We start from the raw sequence: 15,254 nt of genomic DNA on the forward strand, positions 1-15,254 counted from the left end.
TTATTCCAGCAGGTTGGCGCGCATGCGCGCGATATCGGCGTCCGTCAGGCCCAATTCGGTCTTGAGATAGCCCTCGACCGACCCGTAGCGTGCGTTCACCCCGTCCAGCATCGCCTCGATATAGGCGGGATCGGATTTGAGCAGCGGGGTGATCACCGCGTCCGGCAGTTTCGCGAAGGGCGAATTGGATTGGGACGCGAATGCCTTACGGAAATCGACCACCTTGTCGGACAGGGCATAATCCTCGACCACCGTGGCGCGCGGCACGCCGAGCGCGGAGAGGATCAGCGCGGCGCCCACGCCAGTGCGGTCCTTGCCGGCCGAGCAGTTGAACGCCACCGGCACCTGTCCGTCGACCAGATGGCGGAAGATCGCGCGATAGGCCTCGCGATGGGTTTCCGGCAGCGTGCGGTAGAGGTCCATCATCGTCGCGCGGATCTGTGCGCCGGTTACATTCGCGCCGGGTGCAAGCAGGCGGCCGAGATCGCCGCCGGAGGACAGTGTGTCGCTCGTCCAGTAATCGGGCTTGTGCGCGCCGCCCCAGACGGTCGGTTCGGCGGTCCGCTCGCGCCCGGTGCGCAGGTCGCAGACGAACTTGATGTCGAGCCTGTCCAGATAGGCATAGTCGGCCGGGGTAAGACCGCTCATCGCGCCCGAGCGGAAGAGAAGGCCCCAGCGCACATGATGGCCGTCCGAGGTGGCATAGCCGCCCATGTCGCGGAAGTTGCGGCCGCCCTGCAGCGGCAGCACCCGCTGATGCGCCGCCGGCTGGAGCGCGGGGGCGGGCTGCGCCGGCAGCATCGCCGGAATCGCGGCAAGTGCGAGAAGCGGAGCGGCGAGCAGGGCGATAATCGGCTTCATGCGTCCACCAGTCGTTCGCGCAGCATCGTGCGTTCCGCCGGGCCGACGCCCAGTTCGGTCTCCAGATAGGCGGACAGCGATCCGCTGCGGCGCTCTACCGAATCGAACATCGTCGCCAGATATTCCGGATCCGCGGCGAACAGCGGCTTGGCCGCTTCCGGCGGTAGATCGACGAAGTTGCGGCCGCGCGTCTGCTCCATCAGGAAGGCGAAATCGGCACGGGCGGTCAGCAGATAATCCGCCATTATGGTCTCGCGCGGCACATCCAGCGCGCTGAGCACCAGTGCGACGGCGGTGCCGGTACGATCCTTGCCGGCCGAACAGTTGACCACCAGCGGCACCTTGCCTGCGCCGAGCAGCGCGAACAGCGCGCGATAGGAATCGGCATGCTCATAGGCGATGCCGTCATAGAGGCGCAGCATCCGCGCCCGCATGTCCGGACCGGCCGAGATGCCGGTCTCCGCTGCTTTCACGAGATCCGCCGCGGTGTCGCCATAGTCGCGCGACCACAGCTCGACCGGGAGCTCCTCGTGCCAGCGTGTCGGTCTGCGGCTGCGTTCGCGCGAGGAGCGCAGGTCGCAGATGGCTGCAATGCCCAGCGAGGCGAGCCGCGCACGGCCTTCGCCCTCGACATAGGCCATCACGCCCGACCGGTAGAGCATGCCGCGACGGACATGTCCGCCATCTTCGGTCGCATAGCCGCCGAAATCGCGGAAATTGAACCCGCATTCCTGCGGCAGGATGCGCTCTTCGTCGGTCAGCGCCTTCTGCATCCGCATCACGCCTTGCCGACGACGCTTTCGGGCAGATCCTTGCCGAACACGCGCTGATAATATTCGGCTACCAGCGAGCGCTCGGCCTCATCGCACTTGTTGAGGAAGGAGAGACGGAAGGCGAAGCCGACATCGTTGAAGATCAGCGCGTTCTGTGCCCAAGTGATCACCGTGCGCGGGCTCATCACCGTCGAGATGTCGCCGGCGATGAAGCCCTGGCGGGTGAGATCCGCCACCTTCACCATGTTGTCGACGATCTTCTTGCCGTCCGGCTTGTCATATTCGCCCGACTTGGCGAGAACGATCTGCGCCTCCACCGCGGCGGGCAGATAGTTCAGCGTCACGACGATGTTCCAACGGTCCATCTGGCCCTGGTTGATCTGCTGCGTGCCGTGATAGAGGCCGCTCGTATCGCCCAGACCCACGGTGTTGGCAGTGGCGAACAAGCGGAACCAGGGATTGGGCCGGATCACCCGGTTCTGGTCGAGCAGGGTCAGCTTACCCTCGGTCTCCAGCACGCGCTGGATCACGAACATAACGTCCGGGCGGCCAGCATCATATTCGTCGAAGACGAGCGCGGTCGGCGTCTGCAGCGCCCAGGGCAGCAGGCCCTCGCGAAATTCGGTGACCTGCTGGCCGTCGCGCAGCACGATCGCGTCGCGGCCGATCAGGTCGATGCGGCTGATATGCGCGTCGAGGTTGATGCGGATGCACGGCCAGTTGAGCCGCGCGGCCACCTGCTCGATGTGCGAGGATTTGCCGGTGCCGTGATAGCCCTGCACCATCACGCGGCGGTTGTGCGCGAAGCCGGCGGCGATGGCCAGGGTCGTGTCCGGATCGAACACATAGGCCGGATCGAGATCGGGCACGCGCTCGTCCGCTTCGCTGAACGCCGGCACTTGCATGTCCGAATCGATGCCGAATGCATCCCGCACCTTCACCATGCGATCCGGCGCTGAGAGCAGCGTTTCGCTGCGGCTGTCGGGCTGGATGTTGGGCAGGTCGGTCATGACGGAATCCTGATGCTTCGCGGTTGCAAAATGCGGTAACTCGTCAGGCGCCGCAGGGCAACGCCATAGGCTATTGGCGCATTGCCTTTTCGGGCAGGGGAAAGAGCGTGGTGAAGCGCTCGGCAAGCGCCCTGTCTCCCTCGATCGCGAGCGCGCCGGCGGCCTCCAGCGCTGTCAGGGGTACGCCGCCATAGACGGCCGCGGCCATGACCCGCGGCTCTCCCGTGAAGATCAGGTCGGCGCCTTTCACCGGGCCGCGCACCACGACGATCCCACCGTCGGCGATCGTCGCCAGGAAGCTCTCCTCGCCGAAGCGGAAGCCGATGCGGGCATCGATTCCTGCCGCCCGTCTGGCATCGATCATCGTGCGAAAGGACAAGAGGCAGGATGCGGCGCTGAACGGTCCGGTGGGATCGTGCATCGGCGACATCGCGCCCCAGCGGCCTAGCACCTGAAAGATGGGTTCGCTGGCATAGCCCCAGGCGGTGAGTTCATAGACCCAGGCGGAGGCGGGCGGCGGCAGCTTGTGGCGGAGGAGCACGCCCGCCTCCTCCAGTCCCTCCAGCCGCTGCGTGAGCACATTGGCGCTGATCGCAGGCAGGTCCCGCCGCAAGTCGGAGAAGCGCTTGGGCCCGAACATCAACTCCCGCATCACCGGCAGGGCCCAGCGATCGCCCACCAGATCCAGTGCATGCGCCGTGGCGCAGGCGTCGTCATAATGACGCTTCTCTGCGGTTTTCGGCGGTTTACGGGCGGCTCGGGTATCGGAAATTACTTTTTCTGATTTCATAGTTGTTTTTTCTAACTAGAAAGTTCAGGTTCGTCAATGTCGACGATTCGCCGACAGCAGCCAAGGAGAGAGGCGATGCCCAAGATGATCTTCCTCAACCTGCCCGTTGCCGACGTGGCGAAGTCCGCCGCCTTCTACGAAGCGATCGGCGCCGTGCACGACACCAGCTTCTGCAAGGGGCCGGAGGCGGCGATGCTGGTCTGGTCCGACACGATCAGCTTCATGCTGCTCGATCACGCGCGCTTCGCCGATTTTGCGCCCAAGCCGATCGCCGACGCGCATCGGACGAATGAAATGCTGATCTGCCTGTCGCTGGACAGCCGGGAGGCGGTGGACGCGATCACCGAGGCGGCGATCGCCGCCGGCGGCAAGGGCGATCCGAGCCCTGTCGACGATCATGGCTTCATGTACGGGCGTAGCTTCGAGGATCTCGACGGCCATTGTTTCGGCCCGATGTGGATGGATGTAGCCGCAGCCATGGCTGCCCAGGCGGAACCGGCTGCGGCGTGAGAGGCGCATTTGGCCTCCTTCGGGGAGAAGGATGAAAGGCTGCCAGGCCGGGGGCCGATCACGGATTGGCTTCTCTGATCGGGCATGATGTCGGCCGCCGATTTCGGCGAAACGGTCGCCACCCCACGTCCCCGCATCCGTTGAACCTGCATCCGGCAATCGGGAGAGGAACTGCCATGAACGCTGAAGTCGCAATCCCCATCATCACCACCTACCGCTGGGTTCCGCCATTCGCTCGCGGCCTCGTGCGCGAAGTGCGTGCCCGCTGGGCCTTCGAGGAAGTGGGAATGGCCTATCGGGTCGATCTCATCGATCTTCCTTATGCCAAATCCGAGGCGCATCGCCGCTTCCAGCCTTTCGGCCAGATTCCGACCTATTCGGACGGCGCGGTCGAGATATTCGAATCGGGCGCGATCGTGCTGCACATCGCGCGCCAGGCGCCGGGCCTGTTGCCAGACGATGCCGCCGGGCAGGCGCGCGCAATCCAGTGGGTAATCGCGGCGCTCAATTCGATCGAGCCGTTCGTGATGGACCTCGCCGTCGTCGACGTGTTCGAAGCGGACGCGGCGTGGTCACCGGCGCGGCGGCCGACGGTCGAGCAGAAGCTGCGCTCGCGTCTGGCAGATCTGTCCGCCGCACTGGGCGAGCGTCCCTATCTGGACGACGCCTTCTCGGCCGGCGACCTGATGATGGCCTCGGTGCTGCGCGGCGTGCCGCACAGCGCCATCCTGGCCGATTATCCCAATCTCGCCGCTTATAGGGCGCGGTGCGAGGCGCGGCCGGCCTTCCGCAAGGCGCTGGCCGATCATCTGGCGACGTTCGACGATGCCGGAGAGGCGCCGGCCGTCGCCTGAAACCCGCATAATCGGGGCAGTGAACGGGGACTGACAGGAAGAGGAGAGACGATATGGCATATGTCGAAGGGTTCGTCGTGCCGGTGCCGGCCGACGCGAAACAGGCCTATCATGATCTGGCCAGGCTCACCACCGATCTGTTCATGGATCATGGCGCGTGCCGCGTGGCGGAATGCTGGGCCGACGACGTGCCCGACGGCACGGTCACGGATTTCAAGGGCGCGGTGCAGGCCAAGACGGGCGAGATCGTGGTCTTCTCCTGGGTAGAATGGGCGTCCAGGGCGGCGCGCGACGCCGGGATGGAGGCGTTTCTGGCGGATCCGCGGATGCACCGGTTTCCCGATCCCATGCCTTTCGAGGGGCAGCGGATGATCCATGCCGGCTTCGAGCCGATCGTCGACGAAGCGAATCCGGCAGCGATGGGCTATGTCGACGGCTTCCTGATCGCCGTGCCGAAGGGCAATCGCGAGGCCTATCGCGTAATGGCGACCAAGGCGGCCGCCGTGTTCCAGGAGCATGGCGCGACCCGCATCGTCGAAGCCTGGGGCGATGACGTGCCCGCCGGCAAGGTGACCGACTTTCGCCGCGCGGTTAAGGCGGAGCCGGACGAGGCGGTGATGTTTTCCTGGGTGGAATGGCCCTCGCGCGCGGCGCGCGATGCCGGCAACGCCAGGGTCATGGCCGATCCGCGCATGCAGCCCGGCACGAACCCCATGCCGTTCGACGGCAAGAGGATGATCTATGGCGGCTTCGCGCCAATCCTCGATGTAGCGGAGACGGCGCATGCGTGAGATCGTCCCCTGCCTCTGGTTCGATCGCGATGCCGAGCAAGCCGCACGCTTCTACGTCTCGCTGCTGCCCGATTCGCGGATCGAGCGGATCGACCACGCCGCTTCGGACTATCCGGGCGGCAAGGAAGGCGATCCGCTCGTCGTCGAGTTCACGCTGATGGGACGGCGCTATCAGGGGCTCAACGGCGGCCCGCATTTCACCTTCAGCGAAGCCGTGTCCTTCGTGATCCGAACCGAAGACCAGCCGGAGACCGACCGGCTCTGGGACGCGTTGATCGCCAATGGCGGCTCGCCCGGACCGTGCGGCTGGCTCAAGGATCGCTGGGGATTGTCCTGGCAGATCGTGCCGATCCCGTTCGAGACGATGCTGAGATCGTCCGATAGCAACGCCGCGCGCCGCGTCAACCAGGCGATGTTCTCGATGCAGAAGATCGACCTTGCCGCGGCCGAGAAGGCGTTCGCGGGCTGATCTTCTTGGCCCTCCCCGGAACGGGAGGATGAAAGGCAAAGGCTAGCCCATGTCCCGTTCAATCCTCACCGATCTTGAGGATCATCTTGCCCTGGTTGGTGCCTTCGAACAGGCGCAGGAAGGCCGGGAAGGCATTCTCTATCCCCTCGTCGATATGTTCGTGCGAGACGAGGCGGCCTTCCGCCAGCCAGCGGCCGAGATCGGCATAGGCCTGCCCGATCTCGGCCATGAAATCGGTCGCGATGAAGCCGGACATGCTCGCCGACTTGACGATGAGCTGGAACAGGTTGCGCGCACCGACCGGGCCCGCGGCGCTGTTATATTCGCTGATCATTCCGCACAGGGCGACGCGCGCGCCATGGTTGAGGTTGAGCAGCGCGGCGTCGAGGACGTCGCCGCCGACATTTTCGAACACCACGTCCACGCCGTCCGGCGCCGCGGAAGCGATCTCCGCGGCGAGCTGCTCCACCGATTTGCCGCGATAGTCGATCGCCGCATCATAGCCATAGGCCTCGATCAGCCGCCGGCCCTTCTCGGCGCCGCCCGCGATGCCGATCGCGCGGCAGCCGTGGATCTTCGCGATCTGGCCGGCGAGCGAGCCGACCGAGCCCGCCGCGCCGGACACCAGCACCGTCTGCCCGGCTTCGGGCTTGCCGACGCGCAACAGGCCGAAATAGGCGGTGAGACCGGCGCCGCCCATGATCGACATGTAATTGGTGACCGAGGGGACCAGCGTCGGATCGATCTTCATCTGGAAGCCGCCCGCTCCGCCGAGCGAATAATCCTCGATGCCGTTGAGCCCCATCACCCAGTCGCCCACCGCATAAGCGGGATCGTTGGAGGCGGAGATGCGCCCGATGGTGCTCGCCCGCACCGGCGCGCCGATCTCGACCGGCGGCATATAGGAAGGCTTGTCGTCCAGCCAGCCGCGGATCGCCGGATCCAGCGAAACATAGACGTTGCGTACCACCGTTCCGCCCGGCCCGGGCTCGGGCACAGGAGTTTCGATCAGTGCGAAATCCTCAGGCACGGGCATGCCGTGCGGCCGGCGGGCGAGGGTGAACTGGCGATTGCGTGTCATGCCGTAACGATATCGACGTTCATTTCGGCCACGAAGGGAGATTTATTGTGACGAACGATGCCGTACTCAACGAATTGTCGGTCACCAAGCTGATCGATGCCCCCCGCGCCACGGTCTATCGGGCCTATACCGAGCATATGACCGAATGGTTCGCGCCGCGGCCCTGGACGACACCGTCCGCCGAGCTCGACCTTCGGCCCGGAGGCTTCAATCGCATCACCATGCGCTCTCCGGAAGGGCAGGACATGCCGAACGAGGGCGTGTTCCTGGAGGTGGTGCCGAACGAGAAGCTGGTCTTCACCGATGCGTTCCGGCCCGGCTGGGTTCCGGCCGGCCCGTTCATGGTGGTGATCGTCACCTTCACGGAGGAAGGCGGCCAGACCCGTTATACCGCCCGTGCGCGCCATTGGACCGAAGAGGCCTGCAAGCAGCACGAGGCGATGGGCTTCATCCAGGGCTGGGGTATCTGCGCCGAGCAGCTCGCCGAGGTCGCGGAGCGGCTTGCAGGGCGGGTGTGAGCGCTGGATTGACAACTATTCCGTTCATCCCGAGCGAAGTCGAGGGACGAGGCCGAGCGGAGCCGAGGCCGCCGACGGTGCAATTCTCGACTTCGCTCGAATGGGTCCCTCGACTTCGCTCGGGATGAACGGCTAGAGGCCGCCCCTGATCCGGCTGTCAGACAAACGCTGGCGCACTTTTAAGGTGGGTGTAGGCGGCGATTACGTCCTGCAACGCTTTTTCGAAGCTGCGGTCGCCGCCATTGCGGTCCGGATGGTAGCGGCGCACCAGCTCGGCATAGCGGGCGCGCAGCGTGCGGCGATCGGCGTCCTGGCCGAGACCGAGCACCTTCAGGAAACGTCGGTCGGCATCGCTCAGCGGCCGGCCGTCTGTGCGCGGGCGCTTGATGTCCTTGAAGCGTGCGCTGATCGCATCCAGCGGATCGGTGAAGTCCGCCCAGCGCGGGGTGCTGCCGGCATTGGCGGAGAAGGCGCGCGTCTCGCGTTCCCACCCGGCATAGGGTCGCTGCTGATCGGCGATCTCGTCCGGGCTCATGCCCTCGAAATAATTATAGCCGCCGTTGAAGGCGCGGACATGATCGAGGCACAGCCAGCGCCAGGCGCCCGGTCCGTCGAACCCCGAGCGCGCGCCGCGCTCGGCCGGCGCCCGGAATTCGCCCGGCTCCGGGCAGCCGGGATGCTCGCAGCGCGCCTGCTGGCCTGCAACCCGCCCGTGAAACCTGTCCCGCCGTGCCCGTTCCGCTTCGCTCGCCAAAACTCTGCCTTCCGACTCTTTCCCGCCCTATATAGGCCCCATGACCGATTATCCCACCGGCCCCGTAGCCGCCGAAATCACCCGCCGCCTCACCTCCGCTCTCGCTCCGTCGCATCTCGCGGTGATCGACGACAGCGCCATGCACCGGGGTCATGCCGGTCATGATGCCCGCGGCGAATCGCACTTCACCGTCGAAATCGTGAGCGCTGCCTTCGAAGGCAAGAACCGGGTCGCGCGGCAGCGCGCGGTCAATGCCGCCCTCGCCGATCTGCTGGCGGAACGGATCCACGCGCTGGCGATTAAGGCGAAGGCGCCTTCGGAAGACTGAACGGCGTTCCCACGCGGGAGCGAATGGCGATGTATGATCTCTGGTACTGGCCGGGAATACCCGGTCGCGGCGAATTCGTGCGGCTGGCGCTGGAAGCCGGCGGCATAGCCTATCGCGATCGCGGTTGCGACGAGGGTGCCGAGGCGCTGATGGAGGATATGCGGAGCGCCCGCGTTCAGCCGCCCTTCGCGCCGCCCTATCTGGTGGCCGGGAACGAGACGATCGCGCAGACTGCGAACATCCTGCTCTTCCTCGCCGATCGCCACCCGCGGCTGGCGCCTGCTGATCGCCGTTACTGGGTCCATCAGCTCCAGCTCACCATCATGGATGCCACGCTCGAAGCGCACGAAACCCATCATCCGGTCGGCGCCGGCCTCTACTATGAGGATCAGAAGCCCGAGGCCGCGCGCCGCGCCAAGGAATTTCGCGAAGAACGCATCCCGAAGTTCCTGCTCTATTTCGAGCGGGCGCTGGCACATAATGGCGCATGGCTGACCGGCGAGACCTGGAGCTACGCCGATCTTTCGCTGTTCCAGCTCGTCGAAGGCCTGCGTTTCGCCTTTCCCCGGCGCATGGCGATGGTGGAGCGGGATTGCCCGAAGCTCCTGGCGCTGCGCGATGCGGTCGCCGCGCTGCCGGAGCTTGCATCCTATCTCGCCAGCGATCGGCGCCAGCCCTTCTCCGAGGGGCTCTTCCGCCATTATCCGGAACTGGACGGCTGATCCTTCCGGCCATTGCGCGGCAGTCGGTGCGTCGGTAAAGCCGCCCCGCCATGGCCGAACCGATCATCCTCGCCATTCCCAAGGGACGCATTCTCTCTGAGGCGCTGCCGCTGCTCGCACGCGTCGGCATCGTGCCGGAAGCGGCTTTCTCCGACGAGAATAGCCGCGCGCTGCGGTTCGCTACGAATCGGCCCGATATCGCGATCATCCGTGTGCGCGCCTTCGACGTCGCTACCTTCGTCGCCCATGGCGCTGCGCAGATCGGCATCGTCGGCTCCGACGTGCTGATGGAGTTCGATTATTCGGAGCTCTACGCTCCGGTGGATCTCGATATCGGTCATTGCCGCCTGTCGATCGCCGAGCCGGCGGCGATGGCGGCTTCGGACGATCCGCGCGAATGGAGCCACGTCCGCGTAGCGACCAAATATCCCTATCTGACGCGCAAGCATTTCGAGGCACGAGGCGTGCAGGCCGAATGCGTGAAGCTCAATGGCGCGATGGAGATCGCGCCGGAGCTGGGCCTTGCCGGCCGCATCGTCGATCTCGTCTCCTCCGGCAAGACGCTGAAGGAGAACGGCCTCGTCGAGGTCGAGGTAATCACCCAGGTCTCCGCTCGCCTGATCGTCAACCGCGCGGCATTCAAGACCCGCGCCGAGACGGTCGTCCCGCTGGTCGAGGCTTTCCGCGCCGCCGTGGGGCAAGCCCATGCCGCGTGAAATACGATACCTCCCTCTCACGCTGGCGGGAGAGGGCTAGAATGACCCTCCGCCTCTCCACCGCCGATCCCGATTTCGCGGCTGCGTTCGCTGCGCTCGTCAATGCGCGGCGCGAGGCGGATGAGGATGTGTCGCGGGACGTGACCGCGATCGTCGCTGCCGTGCGAGCGACGGGTGACGCGGCGGTTGCCGATTATACGCGCCGTTTCGACCGGCATGATCTGGACGTCTCGGGCTGGCAGGTGACGCGCGAGGAGCGGCAGGCGGCGCTCGCCTCTCTAACGCCGGACCTGCGCGCCGCGTTGGACCTCGCGGCGGCGCGCATCCGTGCCTATCACGCCGTGCAGCGCCCCGCGGACAGCGAAACGGTGGATGCCGCCGGCGTGCGCATGGGCGCGCGCTGGAGGGCGGTCGAGGCTGCAGGCCTCTATGTGCCGGGCGGCCGCGCGGCCTATCCCTCCTCTGTCCTGATGAACGCCATTCCGGCGAAGGTTGCCGGCGTCGGCCGGCTTGCGATGGTGACGCCGACGCCGGACGGGACGATCAACCCGCTGGTGCTTGCCGCGGCCGAAATCGCCGGCATCGACGAGGTCTGGCGGGTCGGCGGTGCGCAGGCGATCGCCGCGCTCGCTTACGGCACCGATCGGATCGCGCCGGTCGACGTCATTGTCGGCCCGGGCAATGCCTGGGTGGCCGAGGCCAAGCGCCAGCTCTACGGCGTCGTCGGCATCGACATGGTGGCGGGCCCTTCCGAGATCGTCGTGGTCGCTGATGGCGCCAACGATCCCGAGTGGATCGCGGCGGACCTGCTCAGCCAGGCCGAGCATGATCCGACCAGTCAGTCGATCCTGTTCACCGACGATGCCGTGTTCGCCGATGCGGCCGCAGCCGCGGTTGCGCGCCAGCTCGATACTCTCTCGACCGGCGCGACCGCGAAGGCGAGTTGGGGCGACAATGGCGCGATCATTCTCGTCTCGACGCTCGATGAGGCCATGCCGCTGGTCGATCGGCTCGCGCCCGAGCATCTCGAGCTCGCCGTCGCCGATCCCGAGCCGCTGTTTACGCGCGTGCGCCATGCCGGCTCGGTGTTCCTCGGCCGTCACACGCCCGAGGCCGTGGGTGATTATGTCGGCGGGCCGAACCATGTGCTGCCCACCGGCCGGCGAGCGCGCTTCTCCTCGGGGCTGTCGGTGCTGGATTTCATGAAGCGGACCAGCTTCCTCGCTTGCGACGCTGCGAGCATCGCCGCGATCGGGCCGGCCGCCGTCGCACTGGCCGAAGCCGAGGGTCTGCCTGCGCATGCCGCCTCTGTGGCGGTAAGGCTTAAGCGGTAGCTTCACACTCTTCATCCGACGAAAATCGGGATCCGTTCGGCGCTATGCTGCAGGATGGGCGCGGCGGTGCGCCTGCCATCGTCCGGCGTGGATGGACCCCGACTTTCGTCGCGCTGACGGGGCGGCGGTGGCTACCATGCCTTTTCTTCCCAGGAATGCCGTTGTCGCAACGGGAAATCACGATTGCATTTAACGCAATTGACGGTGACGCGTTCTGCGCTTGCGACGAAGCGTTGGAATCCCCATCTGAGTTGTGCAGTGCACAATGGCGCTGAACGGGGCGGGGATGCCCCATTTGGGAGTAAAGACAGTGAAGATGTTCGAGCAGGCCGCGACCTTTGCGATCGCGGTAGCGGCGCAGATGTTGGCCATCGGAGTCATCCTGACCAACTGAGCGACGCTTGGGGTCCCGCTTGCCGCGTAGCGCGGCGGCGGGATATTCCCTTTCCCCTCCCGCTTATTTTGCAATGCAGCGTGATCTCAATTCGCTGCTGCTCCGATCACCGAAACGTCTAGATCCGCTCCGCCTGCGAGACCGCATCCGCCGCCCGCAACGCCGCCAGGATGCGCATGACATGCTGGCGGTCATGCACTTCGATGCTCACCTGATAGGTGTGGAAGCTTGGGTCGCGGTGGGTGAGCGCCAGGTTCACGATATTGGCGCCGTGCGCGCCCAGAATGCTGGCCATAACGCCCAGCGATCCCGCCTCGTTCTTGACGATCACCGACAGCTGCGCCGTGCCGCCGTCCGCCTTGTCGCCCCAGGCGAGGTCGACCCAGTCGGCGTCGACGCCCTCGGCCAGCTGCGGGCAATAGATGGTATGCACCTCCACGCCCTCGCCTGGACGGCGCAGGCCGACGATACGGTCGCCCGGCACCGGATGGCAGCAGGGCGCGAGGGTGAAGGCTACGCCTGGCGTCAGGCCCTTGATCGAGATCGGTGCGCGCTGCGAGCGCAGGCTGGCAGGCGCGTCCGCACCGGCGGAGCCCGGCATCAGCGCTTCCATCACCGCGGCATCAGTGAGCGTCTGGCGCGCTATGGCGATCATCAGCGCGTCGGCATCGGGCAGGTTGAGCCGCTTGAGTGCATGGCCCAGTGCCTCGGGCGCGAGCTGCGCGGGCAGGCGGCGGACGATCTCGTCATAGAATTTGCGGCCGAGCGCGACCGTGTCGTCCCGCTCCTTGTGGCGCACGAAGCGGCGGATGGCGGCGCGTGCCTTGCCGGTGACCACGAAATTCATCCAGGCTGCTTCGGGTTCCTGCGCCTTGGAGCGGAGGATCTGCACCTGATCTCCATTCTCGATTGGCGTGCGTAGCGGCACCACGCGGCCGTTGATCTTCGCGCCCACCGTCTGGTCGCCAAGGTCGGTGTGCAGCGCATAGGCGAAATCGACCGGCGTCGCCCCCTTGGGAAGCTGGATCAGCTCGCCGGTGGGCGTGAAGGCGAAGATGCGATCCTGATACATCGCCATGCGGGTATGCTCGAGCAGCTCTTCCGGGCTCTCGGCATGGTCGAGTATCTCTATGAGATCGCGGATCCAGCTCGTCTGGCCATCGGGCTTTGCCGCCTTGATCTTGTAGGCCCAATGCGCCGCGAGGCCATATTCGGCCTGGGCATGCATCTCCTCGCTGCGGATCTGGATTTCGATCCGCGCCTTCTCGTTATGGATGACCGAGGTGTGCAGCGAGCGATAGCCATTGCGCTTGGGCGTCGAGATATAATCCTTGAAGCGGCCGGGCACCATCGGCCAGCGCTGATGGATCACGCCGAGCGTGCGGTAGCATTCGGCCTCATCCTTCACGATCACGCGGAACGCCATCACGTCGGAAAGCTGCTCGAAGCTGATGTGGCGCTCCGCCATCTTGCGCCAGATCGAATAGGGGTGCTTTTCGCGCCCCGTCACCTCGGCCTTGATCTGCGCACGGCCGAGCAGCAGCCGAAGTCCCGAGCTGATCCGTGCGATCTGATCGCCGCCGCCCTCGTGCAGCTGCTCCAAGCGCTTGGAGATGGAGGCATAGGCTTCCGGTTCCAGCTCGCGGAAGGCGAGCGTCTGCATCTCCTTCATGAACTCGTACATGCCGATCCGCTCGGCGAGCGGGGCATAGATGTCCATCGTCTCGCGCGCGATCCGGCGGCGCTTGTTCGCGTCGGGGATGAAGTGGAGCGTACGCATGTTGTGCAGCCGGTCGGCCAGCTTGACCAGCAGCACGCGGATGTCGTCCGACATGGCGAGCAGGAACTTGCGCAGATTCTCCGCCGCGCGCTCATTTTCGGTCTGCGCCTCGATCTTCGAGAGCTTGGTGACGCCGTCGACCAGCCGGGCGACGTTCGGGCCGAAGCTCTTCTCGATCTGCTCCTGCGTGGCGACCGTATCCTCGATCGTATCGTGCAGGATCGCGGTGGCGATCGTCTCGTCGTCGAGATGCAGGTCGGTCAGGATGCCCGCCACCTCGATCGGATGGCTGAAATAAGGATCGCCGCTCGCGCGTTTCTGGCTGCCGTGGGCCTGCATGGAGAACACATAGGCGCGATTGAGCAAGGCCTCGTCGGCCTCCGGATCGTAGCTCAGCACACGATCGACGAGTTCATATTGTCTCAACACGTTATTATGATGTGGCGGCGCGCGGCCGGTATGCAACTCTCGTCACTCTTTTCCCCGTCCTGTTGCAAAAATTCCACGCAAAGGCGACATTTCTCACCGGAGCGCGTTCCCCATTTGTGACGATTTTGCAACCCAGGCAAAAAAGGCCTATCTCAATCACCATGACGATGCCGGATGAAAGCCGATTTGCGGCGCTGCGCTGCAGCTTGCCCGTTGCCCTGGAGGCGATGGGTGAGCGCTGGTCCTTCCTGATCCTGCGGGGCGCCTTCAACGGCCTATGCCATTTCGAGGAATTTCAGGCTGCGCTCGGCATCGCACGGAACATTCTTTCGAACCGGCTCGCGAAGCTCGTCGAAAGCGGCATATTGGAACGGCATGGCTGCATCGATCGCCGCAAGGTGGAATATCGGCTGACCGAGAAGGGCAAGGCGCTGCTGCCCACGCTGGTCGCGCTGCGGCAATGGGGCGAGCGCTGGGGCAATTGCGCGCCGGGCAACATGGTGCTCGTCGATTCGCGCGACGGCCTGCCGGTGGCCGAGATGGCGGTGCTGGCGGCCGATGGGCGCCAGCTTTTGCCCGAGGAGCTGCTTTGGGTGGATCGCGATCGCGTGCTGCCCTGCGGCCAGCGCGCGCTCGAGGACGTGCACGCCGCCGTCGGCTGAGGAGCCGCAGGGCGGAATTAACCGAAAGTCATGATGATATCCGGCCATACCGCTTCGATGCGGCCAATGGCGTCATAGCGCCCCGGAGTGGGCGCCGCTCCCCGGAGAGTGGCGCCGCCGGATTTGCGGATCAGTCGTAATCCGGGCCGATATTCTGATTGCGCGGCGGCGCGGCGGCGGTAAGCCGAAGCGCTTCGGCCGAAGCCGCGAGGCTGCCGATCTCGTCCGGAGCGTCGTCGTCGTCGATCTTCACGCGCTGCAGGCTGGAAATCACAGAATCCTGCAGGCGATCCGGCGTGATCGTCTCTTCCGCGATCTCGCGCAGGGCGACGACCGGGTTTTTGTCGCGATCGCGATCGAGTGTCAGCTCTGCGCCGCCGGAAATCTGCCGGGCGCGCTGGGCTGCGAGCAGCACCAGATCGAACCGGTTGGGAATCTTGTCGACGCAATCCTCGACAGTGACGCGCGCCATTCGAAC

At 65.6% G+C, this 15,254-nt stretch carries 19 protein-coding genes; 11 read left to right on the forward strand and 8 right to left on the reverse strand.

What is annotated here, in order from left to right:
• The 4 genes from GQY20_RS03355 to GQY20_RS03370 form a co-directional block, all read right to left on the reverse strand.
• A complete protein-coding gene (locus GQY20_RS03355) occupies window positions 1–861 on the reverse strand; it encodes a tyrosine-protein phosphatase (RefSeq protein WP_157215600.1) in 861 nt (286 codons plus the stop codon).
• Window positions 858–1,640: a tyrosine-protein phosphatase gene (locus GQY20_RS03360; RefSeq protein ID WP_232475866.1), complete on the reverse strand. Its 783-nt coding sequence runs from the start codon at window positions 1,638–1,640 to the stop codon at window positions 858–860. Before GQY20_RS03360 ends, GQY20_RS03355 begins: the two co-directional genes overlap by 4 nt.
• Complete coding sequence (cobS, locus tag GQY20_RS03365) at window positions 1,640–2,644, reverse strand: cobaltochelatase subunit CobS (protein WP_157215602.1); 1,005 nt, start codon at window positions 2,642–2,644, stop codon at window positions 1,640–1,642. The genes GQY20_RS03360 and cobS overlap by 1 nt, the downstream gene beginning before the upstream one ends.
• Before the next feature lie 70 nt (window positions 2,645–2,714).
• Window positions 2,715–3,434 carry a winged helix-turn-helix transcriptional regulator gene (locus tag GQY20_RS03370; protein ID WP_157215603.1) on the reverse strand — a complete coding sequence of 240 codons (720 nt, stop codon included), beginning with the start codon at window positions 3,432–3,434 and terminating at the stop codon, window positions 2,715–2,717.
• 75 nt (window positions 3,435–3,509) lie between these two features.
• Here GQY20_RS03370 and GQY20_RS03375 point away from each other — a divergent pair, with 75 nt between their 5' ends.
• The 4 genes from GQY20_RS03375 to GQY20_RS03390 all read left to right on the forward strand — a co-directional run bounded on the left by GQY20_RS03375 (window position 3,510) and on the right by GQY20_RS03390 (window position 6,058).
• Window positions 3,510–3,944, forward strand: coding sequence for a VOC family protein (locus tag GQY20_RS03375; RefSeq protein WP_157215604.1), 435 nt, complete (start codon window positions 3,510–3,512; stop codon window positions 3,942–3,944).
• 176 nt (window positions 3,945–4,120) lie between these two features.
• Window positions 4,121–4,798: a glutathione S-transferase family protein gene (locus tag GQY20_RS03380; protein WP_198350820.1), complete on the forward strand. Its 678-nt coding sequence runs from the start codon at window positions 4,121–4,123 to the stop codon at window positions 4,796–4,798.
• 53 nt (window positions 4,799–4,851) lie between these two features.
• The gene (locus tag GQY20_RS33140) at window positions 4,852–5,589 is read left to right on the forward strand and encodes a DUF1428 domain-containing protein (protein WP_157215605.1); all 738 of its coding nucleotides are present in this window, start codon (window positions 4,852–4,854) and stop codon (window positions 5,587–5,589) included.
• The gene (locus GQY20_RS03390) at window positions 5,582–6,058 is read left to right on the forward strand and encodes a VOC family protein (RefSeq protein ID WP_157215606.1); all 477 of its coding nucleotides are present in this window, start codon (window positions 5,582–5,584) and stop codon (window positions 6,056–6,058) included. Before GQY20_RS33140 ends, GQY20_RS03390 begins: the two co-directional genes overlap by 8 nt.
• Window positions 6,059–6,116: 58 nt before the next feature.
• On the opposite strand, the gene GQY20_RS03395 is transcribed toward GQY20_RS03390, so the two are convergent.
• On the reverse strand, window positions 6,117–7,139 hold the full coding sequence (locus tag GQY20_RS03395) for an NADP-dependent oxidoreductase (RefSeq protein ID WP_157215607.1): 1,023 nt from the start codon (window positions 7,137–7,139) through the stop codon (window positions 6,117–6,119).
• Between the two features lie 47 nt (window positions 7,140–7,186).
• Between GQY20_RS03395 and GQY20_RS03400 the strand changes: the two genes are divergently transcribed.
• A complete protein-coding gene (locus GQY20_RS03400; RefSeq protein ID WP_232475867.1) occupies window positions 7,187–7,657 on the forward strand; it encodes an SRPBCC family protein in 471 nt (156 codons plus the stop codon).
• Window positions 7,658–7,814: 157 nt separating this feature from the next.
• On the opposite strand, the gene GQY20_RS03405 is transcribed toward GQY20_RS03400, so the two are convergent.
• Window positions 7,815–8,411, reverse strand: a complete 597-nt coding sequence (locus GQY20_RS03405; protein ID WP_157215608.1) for a J domain-containing protein — start codon at window positions 8,409–8,411, stop codon at window positions 7,815–7,817.
• Between the two features lie 40 nt (window positions 8,412–8,451).
• On the opposite strand from GQY20_RS03405, the gene GQY20_RS03410 reads away from it, so the two are divergent.
• From GQY20_RS03410 to GQY20_RS32765, 5 genes are all read left to right on the forward strand, one after another.
• Window positions 8,452–8,739, forward strand: a complete 288-nt coding sequence (locus tag GQY20_RS03410) for a BolA family protein (RefSeq protein ID WP_157215609.1) — start codon at window positions 8,452–8,454, stop codon at window positions 8,737–8,739.
• Window positions 8,740–8,762: 23 nt separating this feature from the next.
• Entirely contained in the window at window positions 8,763–9,461 is a 699-nt protein-coding gene (locus GQY20_RS03415) for a glutathione S-transferase (RefSeq protein ID WP_232475868.1), read from the forward strand.
• Window positions 9,462–9,511: 50 nt separating this feature from the next.
• Window positions 9,512–10,177 carry an ATP phosphoribosyltransferase gene (gene hisG / locus GQY20_RS03420; RefSeq protein WP_157215610.1) on the forward strand — a complete coding sequence of 222 codons (666 nt, stop codon included), beginning with the start codon at window positions 9,512–9,514 and terminating at the stop codon, window positions 10,175–10,177.
• 41 nt (window positions 10,178–10,218) lie between these two features.
• The gene (gene hisD, locus GQY20_RS03425) at window positions 10,219–11,511 is read left to right on the forward strand and encodes a histidinol dehydrogenase (protein WP_157215611.1); all 1,293 of its coding nucleotides are present in this window, start codon (window positions 10,219–10,221) and stop codon (window positions 11,509–11,511) included.
• Window positions 11,512–11,776: 265 nt separating this feature from the next.
• Window positions 11,777–11,905, forward strand: a complete 129-nt coding sequence (locus tag GQY20_RS32765; RefSeq protein WP_269769715.1) for a hypothetical protein — start codon at window positions 11,777–11,779, stop codon at window positions 11,903–11,905.
• Between the two features lie 118 nt (window positions 11,906–12,023).
• On the opposite strand, the gene GQY20_RS03430 is transcribed toward GQY20_RS32765, so the two are convergent.
• Window positions 12,024–14,114 (reverse strand): RelA/SpoT family protein, encoded by a 2,091-nt coding sequence (locus GQY20_RS03430; protein WP_157216146.1) that lies wholly within the window; start codon window positions 14,112–14,114, stop codon window positions 12,024–12,026.
• A gap of 161 nt (window positions 14,115–14,275) precedes the next feature.
• Here GQY20_RS03430 and GQY20_RS03435 point away from each other — a divergent pair, with 161 nt between their 5' ends.
• Window positions 14,276–14,776, forward strand: coding sequence for a winged helix-turn-helix transcriptional regulator (locus GQY20_RS03435; RefSeq protein ID WP_157215612.1), 501 nt, complete (start codon window positions 14,276–14,278; stop codon window positions 14,774–14,776).
• Between the two features lie 130 nt (window positions 14,777–14,906).
• Here GQY20_RS03435 and rpoZ read toward each other — a convergent pair whose 3' ends face one another.
• Window positions 14,907–15,248: a DNA-directed RNA polymerase subunit omega gene (rpoZ, locus tag GQY20_RS03440; RefSeq protein ID WP_157215613.1), complete on the reverse strand. Its 342-nt coding sequence runs from the start codon at window positions 15,246–15,248 to the stop codon at window positions 14,907–14,909.
• Between the last annotated feature and the right edge of the window lie 6 nt (window positions 15,249–15,254).

It is taken from the genome of Flavisphingomonas formosensis (genome assembly GCF_009755815.1).
GTDB lineage: Bacteria > Pseudomonadota > Alphaproteobacteria > Sphingomonadales > Sphingomonadaceae > Flavisphingomonas > Flavisphingomonas formosensis.

Coding starts and splice junctions, on each gene's coding strand:
- GQY20_RS03360 (WP_232475866.1), bottom strand. CDS start 1,640: ATGCGGATGCAGAAGGCGCTGACCGACGAAGAGCGCATCCTGCCGCAG.
- GQY20_RS03380 (WP_198350820.1), top strand. CDS start 4,121: ATGAACGCTGAAGTCGCAATCCCCATCATCACCACCTACCGCTGGGTT.
- GQY20_RS03355 (WP_157215600.1), bottom strand. CDS start 861: ATGAAGCCGATTATCGCCCTGCTCGCCGCTCCGCTTCTCGCACTTGCC.
- cobS (WP_157215602.1), bottom strand. CDS start 2,644: ATGACCGACCTGCCCAACATCCAGCCCGACAGCCGCAGCGAAACGCTG.
- hisG (WP_157215610.1), top strand. CDS start 9,512: ATGGCCGAACCGATCATCCTCGCCATTCCCAAGGGACGCATTCTCTCT.
- GQY20_RS03375 (WP_157215604.1), top strand. CDS start 3,510: ATGCCCAAGATGATCTTCCTCAACCTGCCCGTTGCCGACGTGGCGAAG.
- GQY20_RS03395 (WP_157215607.1), bottom strand. CDS start 7,139: ATGACACGCAATCGCCAGTTCACCCTCGCCCGCCGGCCGCACGGCATG.
- GQY20_RS03410 (WP_157215609.1), top strand. CDS start 8,452: ATGACCGATTATCCCACCGGCCCCGTAGCCGCCGAAATCACCCGCCGC.
- GQY20_RS03435 (WP_157215612.1), top strand. CDS start 14,276: ATGACGATGCCGGATGAAAGCCGATTTGCGGCGCTGCGCTGCAGCTTG.
- GQY20_RS03415 (WP_232475868.1), top strand. CDS start 8,763: ATGGCGATGTATGATCTCTGGTACTGGCCGGGAATACCCGGTCGCGGC.
- GQY20_RS32765 (WP_269769715.1), top strand. CDS start 11,777: ATGGCGCTGAACGGGGCGGGGATGCCCCATTTGGGAGTAAAGACAGTG.
- GQY20_RS33140 (WP_157215605.1), top strand. CDS start 4,852: ATGGCATATGTCGAAGGGTTCGTCGTGCCGGTGCCGGCCGACGCGAAA.
- GQY20_RS03390 (WP_157215606.1), top strand. CDS start 5,582: ATGCGTGAGATCGTCCCCTGCCTCTGGTTCGATCGCGATGCCGAGCAA.
- hisD (WP_157215611.1), top strand. CDS start 10,219: ATGACCCTCCGCCTCTCCACCGCCGATCCCGATTTCGCGGCTGCGTTC.
- rpoZ (WP_157215613.1), bottom strand. CDS start 15,248: ATGGCGCGCGTCACTGTCGAGGATTGCGTCGACAAGATTCCCAACCGG.
- GQY20_RS03370 (WP_157215603.1), bottom strand. CDS start 3,434: ATGAAATCAGAAAAAGTAATTTCCGATACCCGAGCCGCCCGTAAACCG.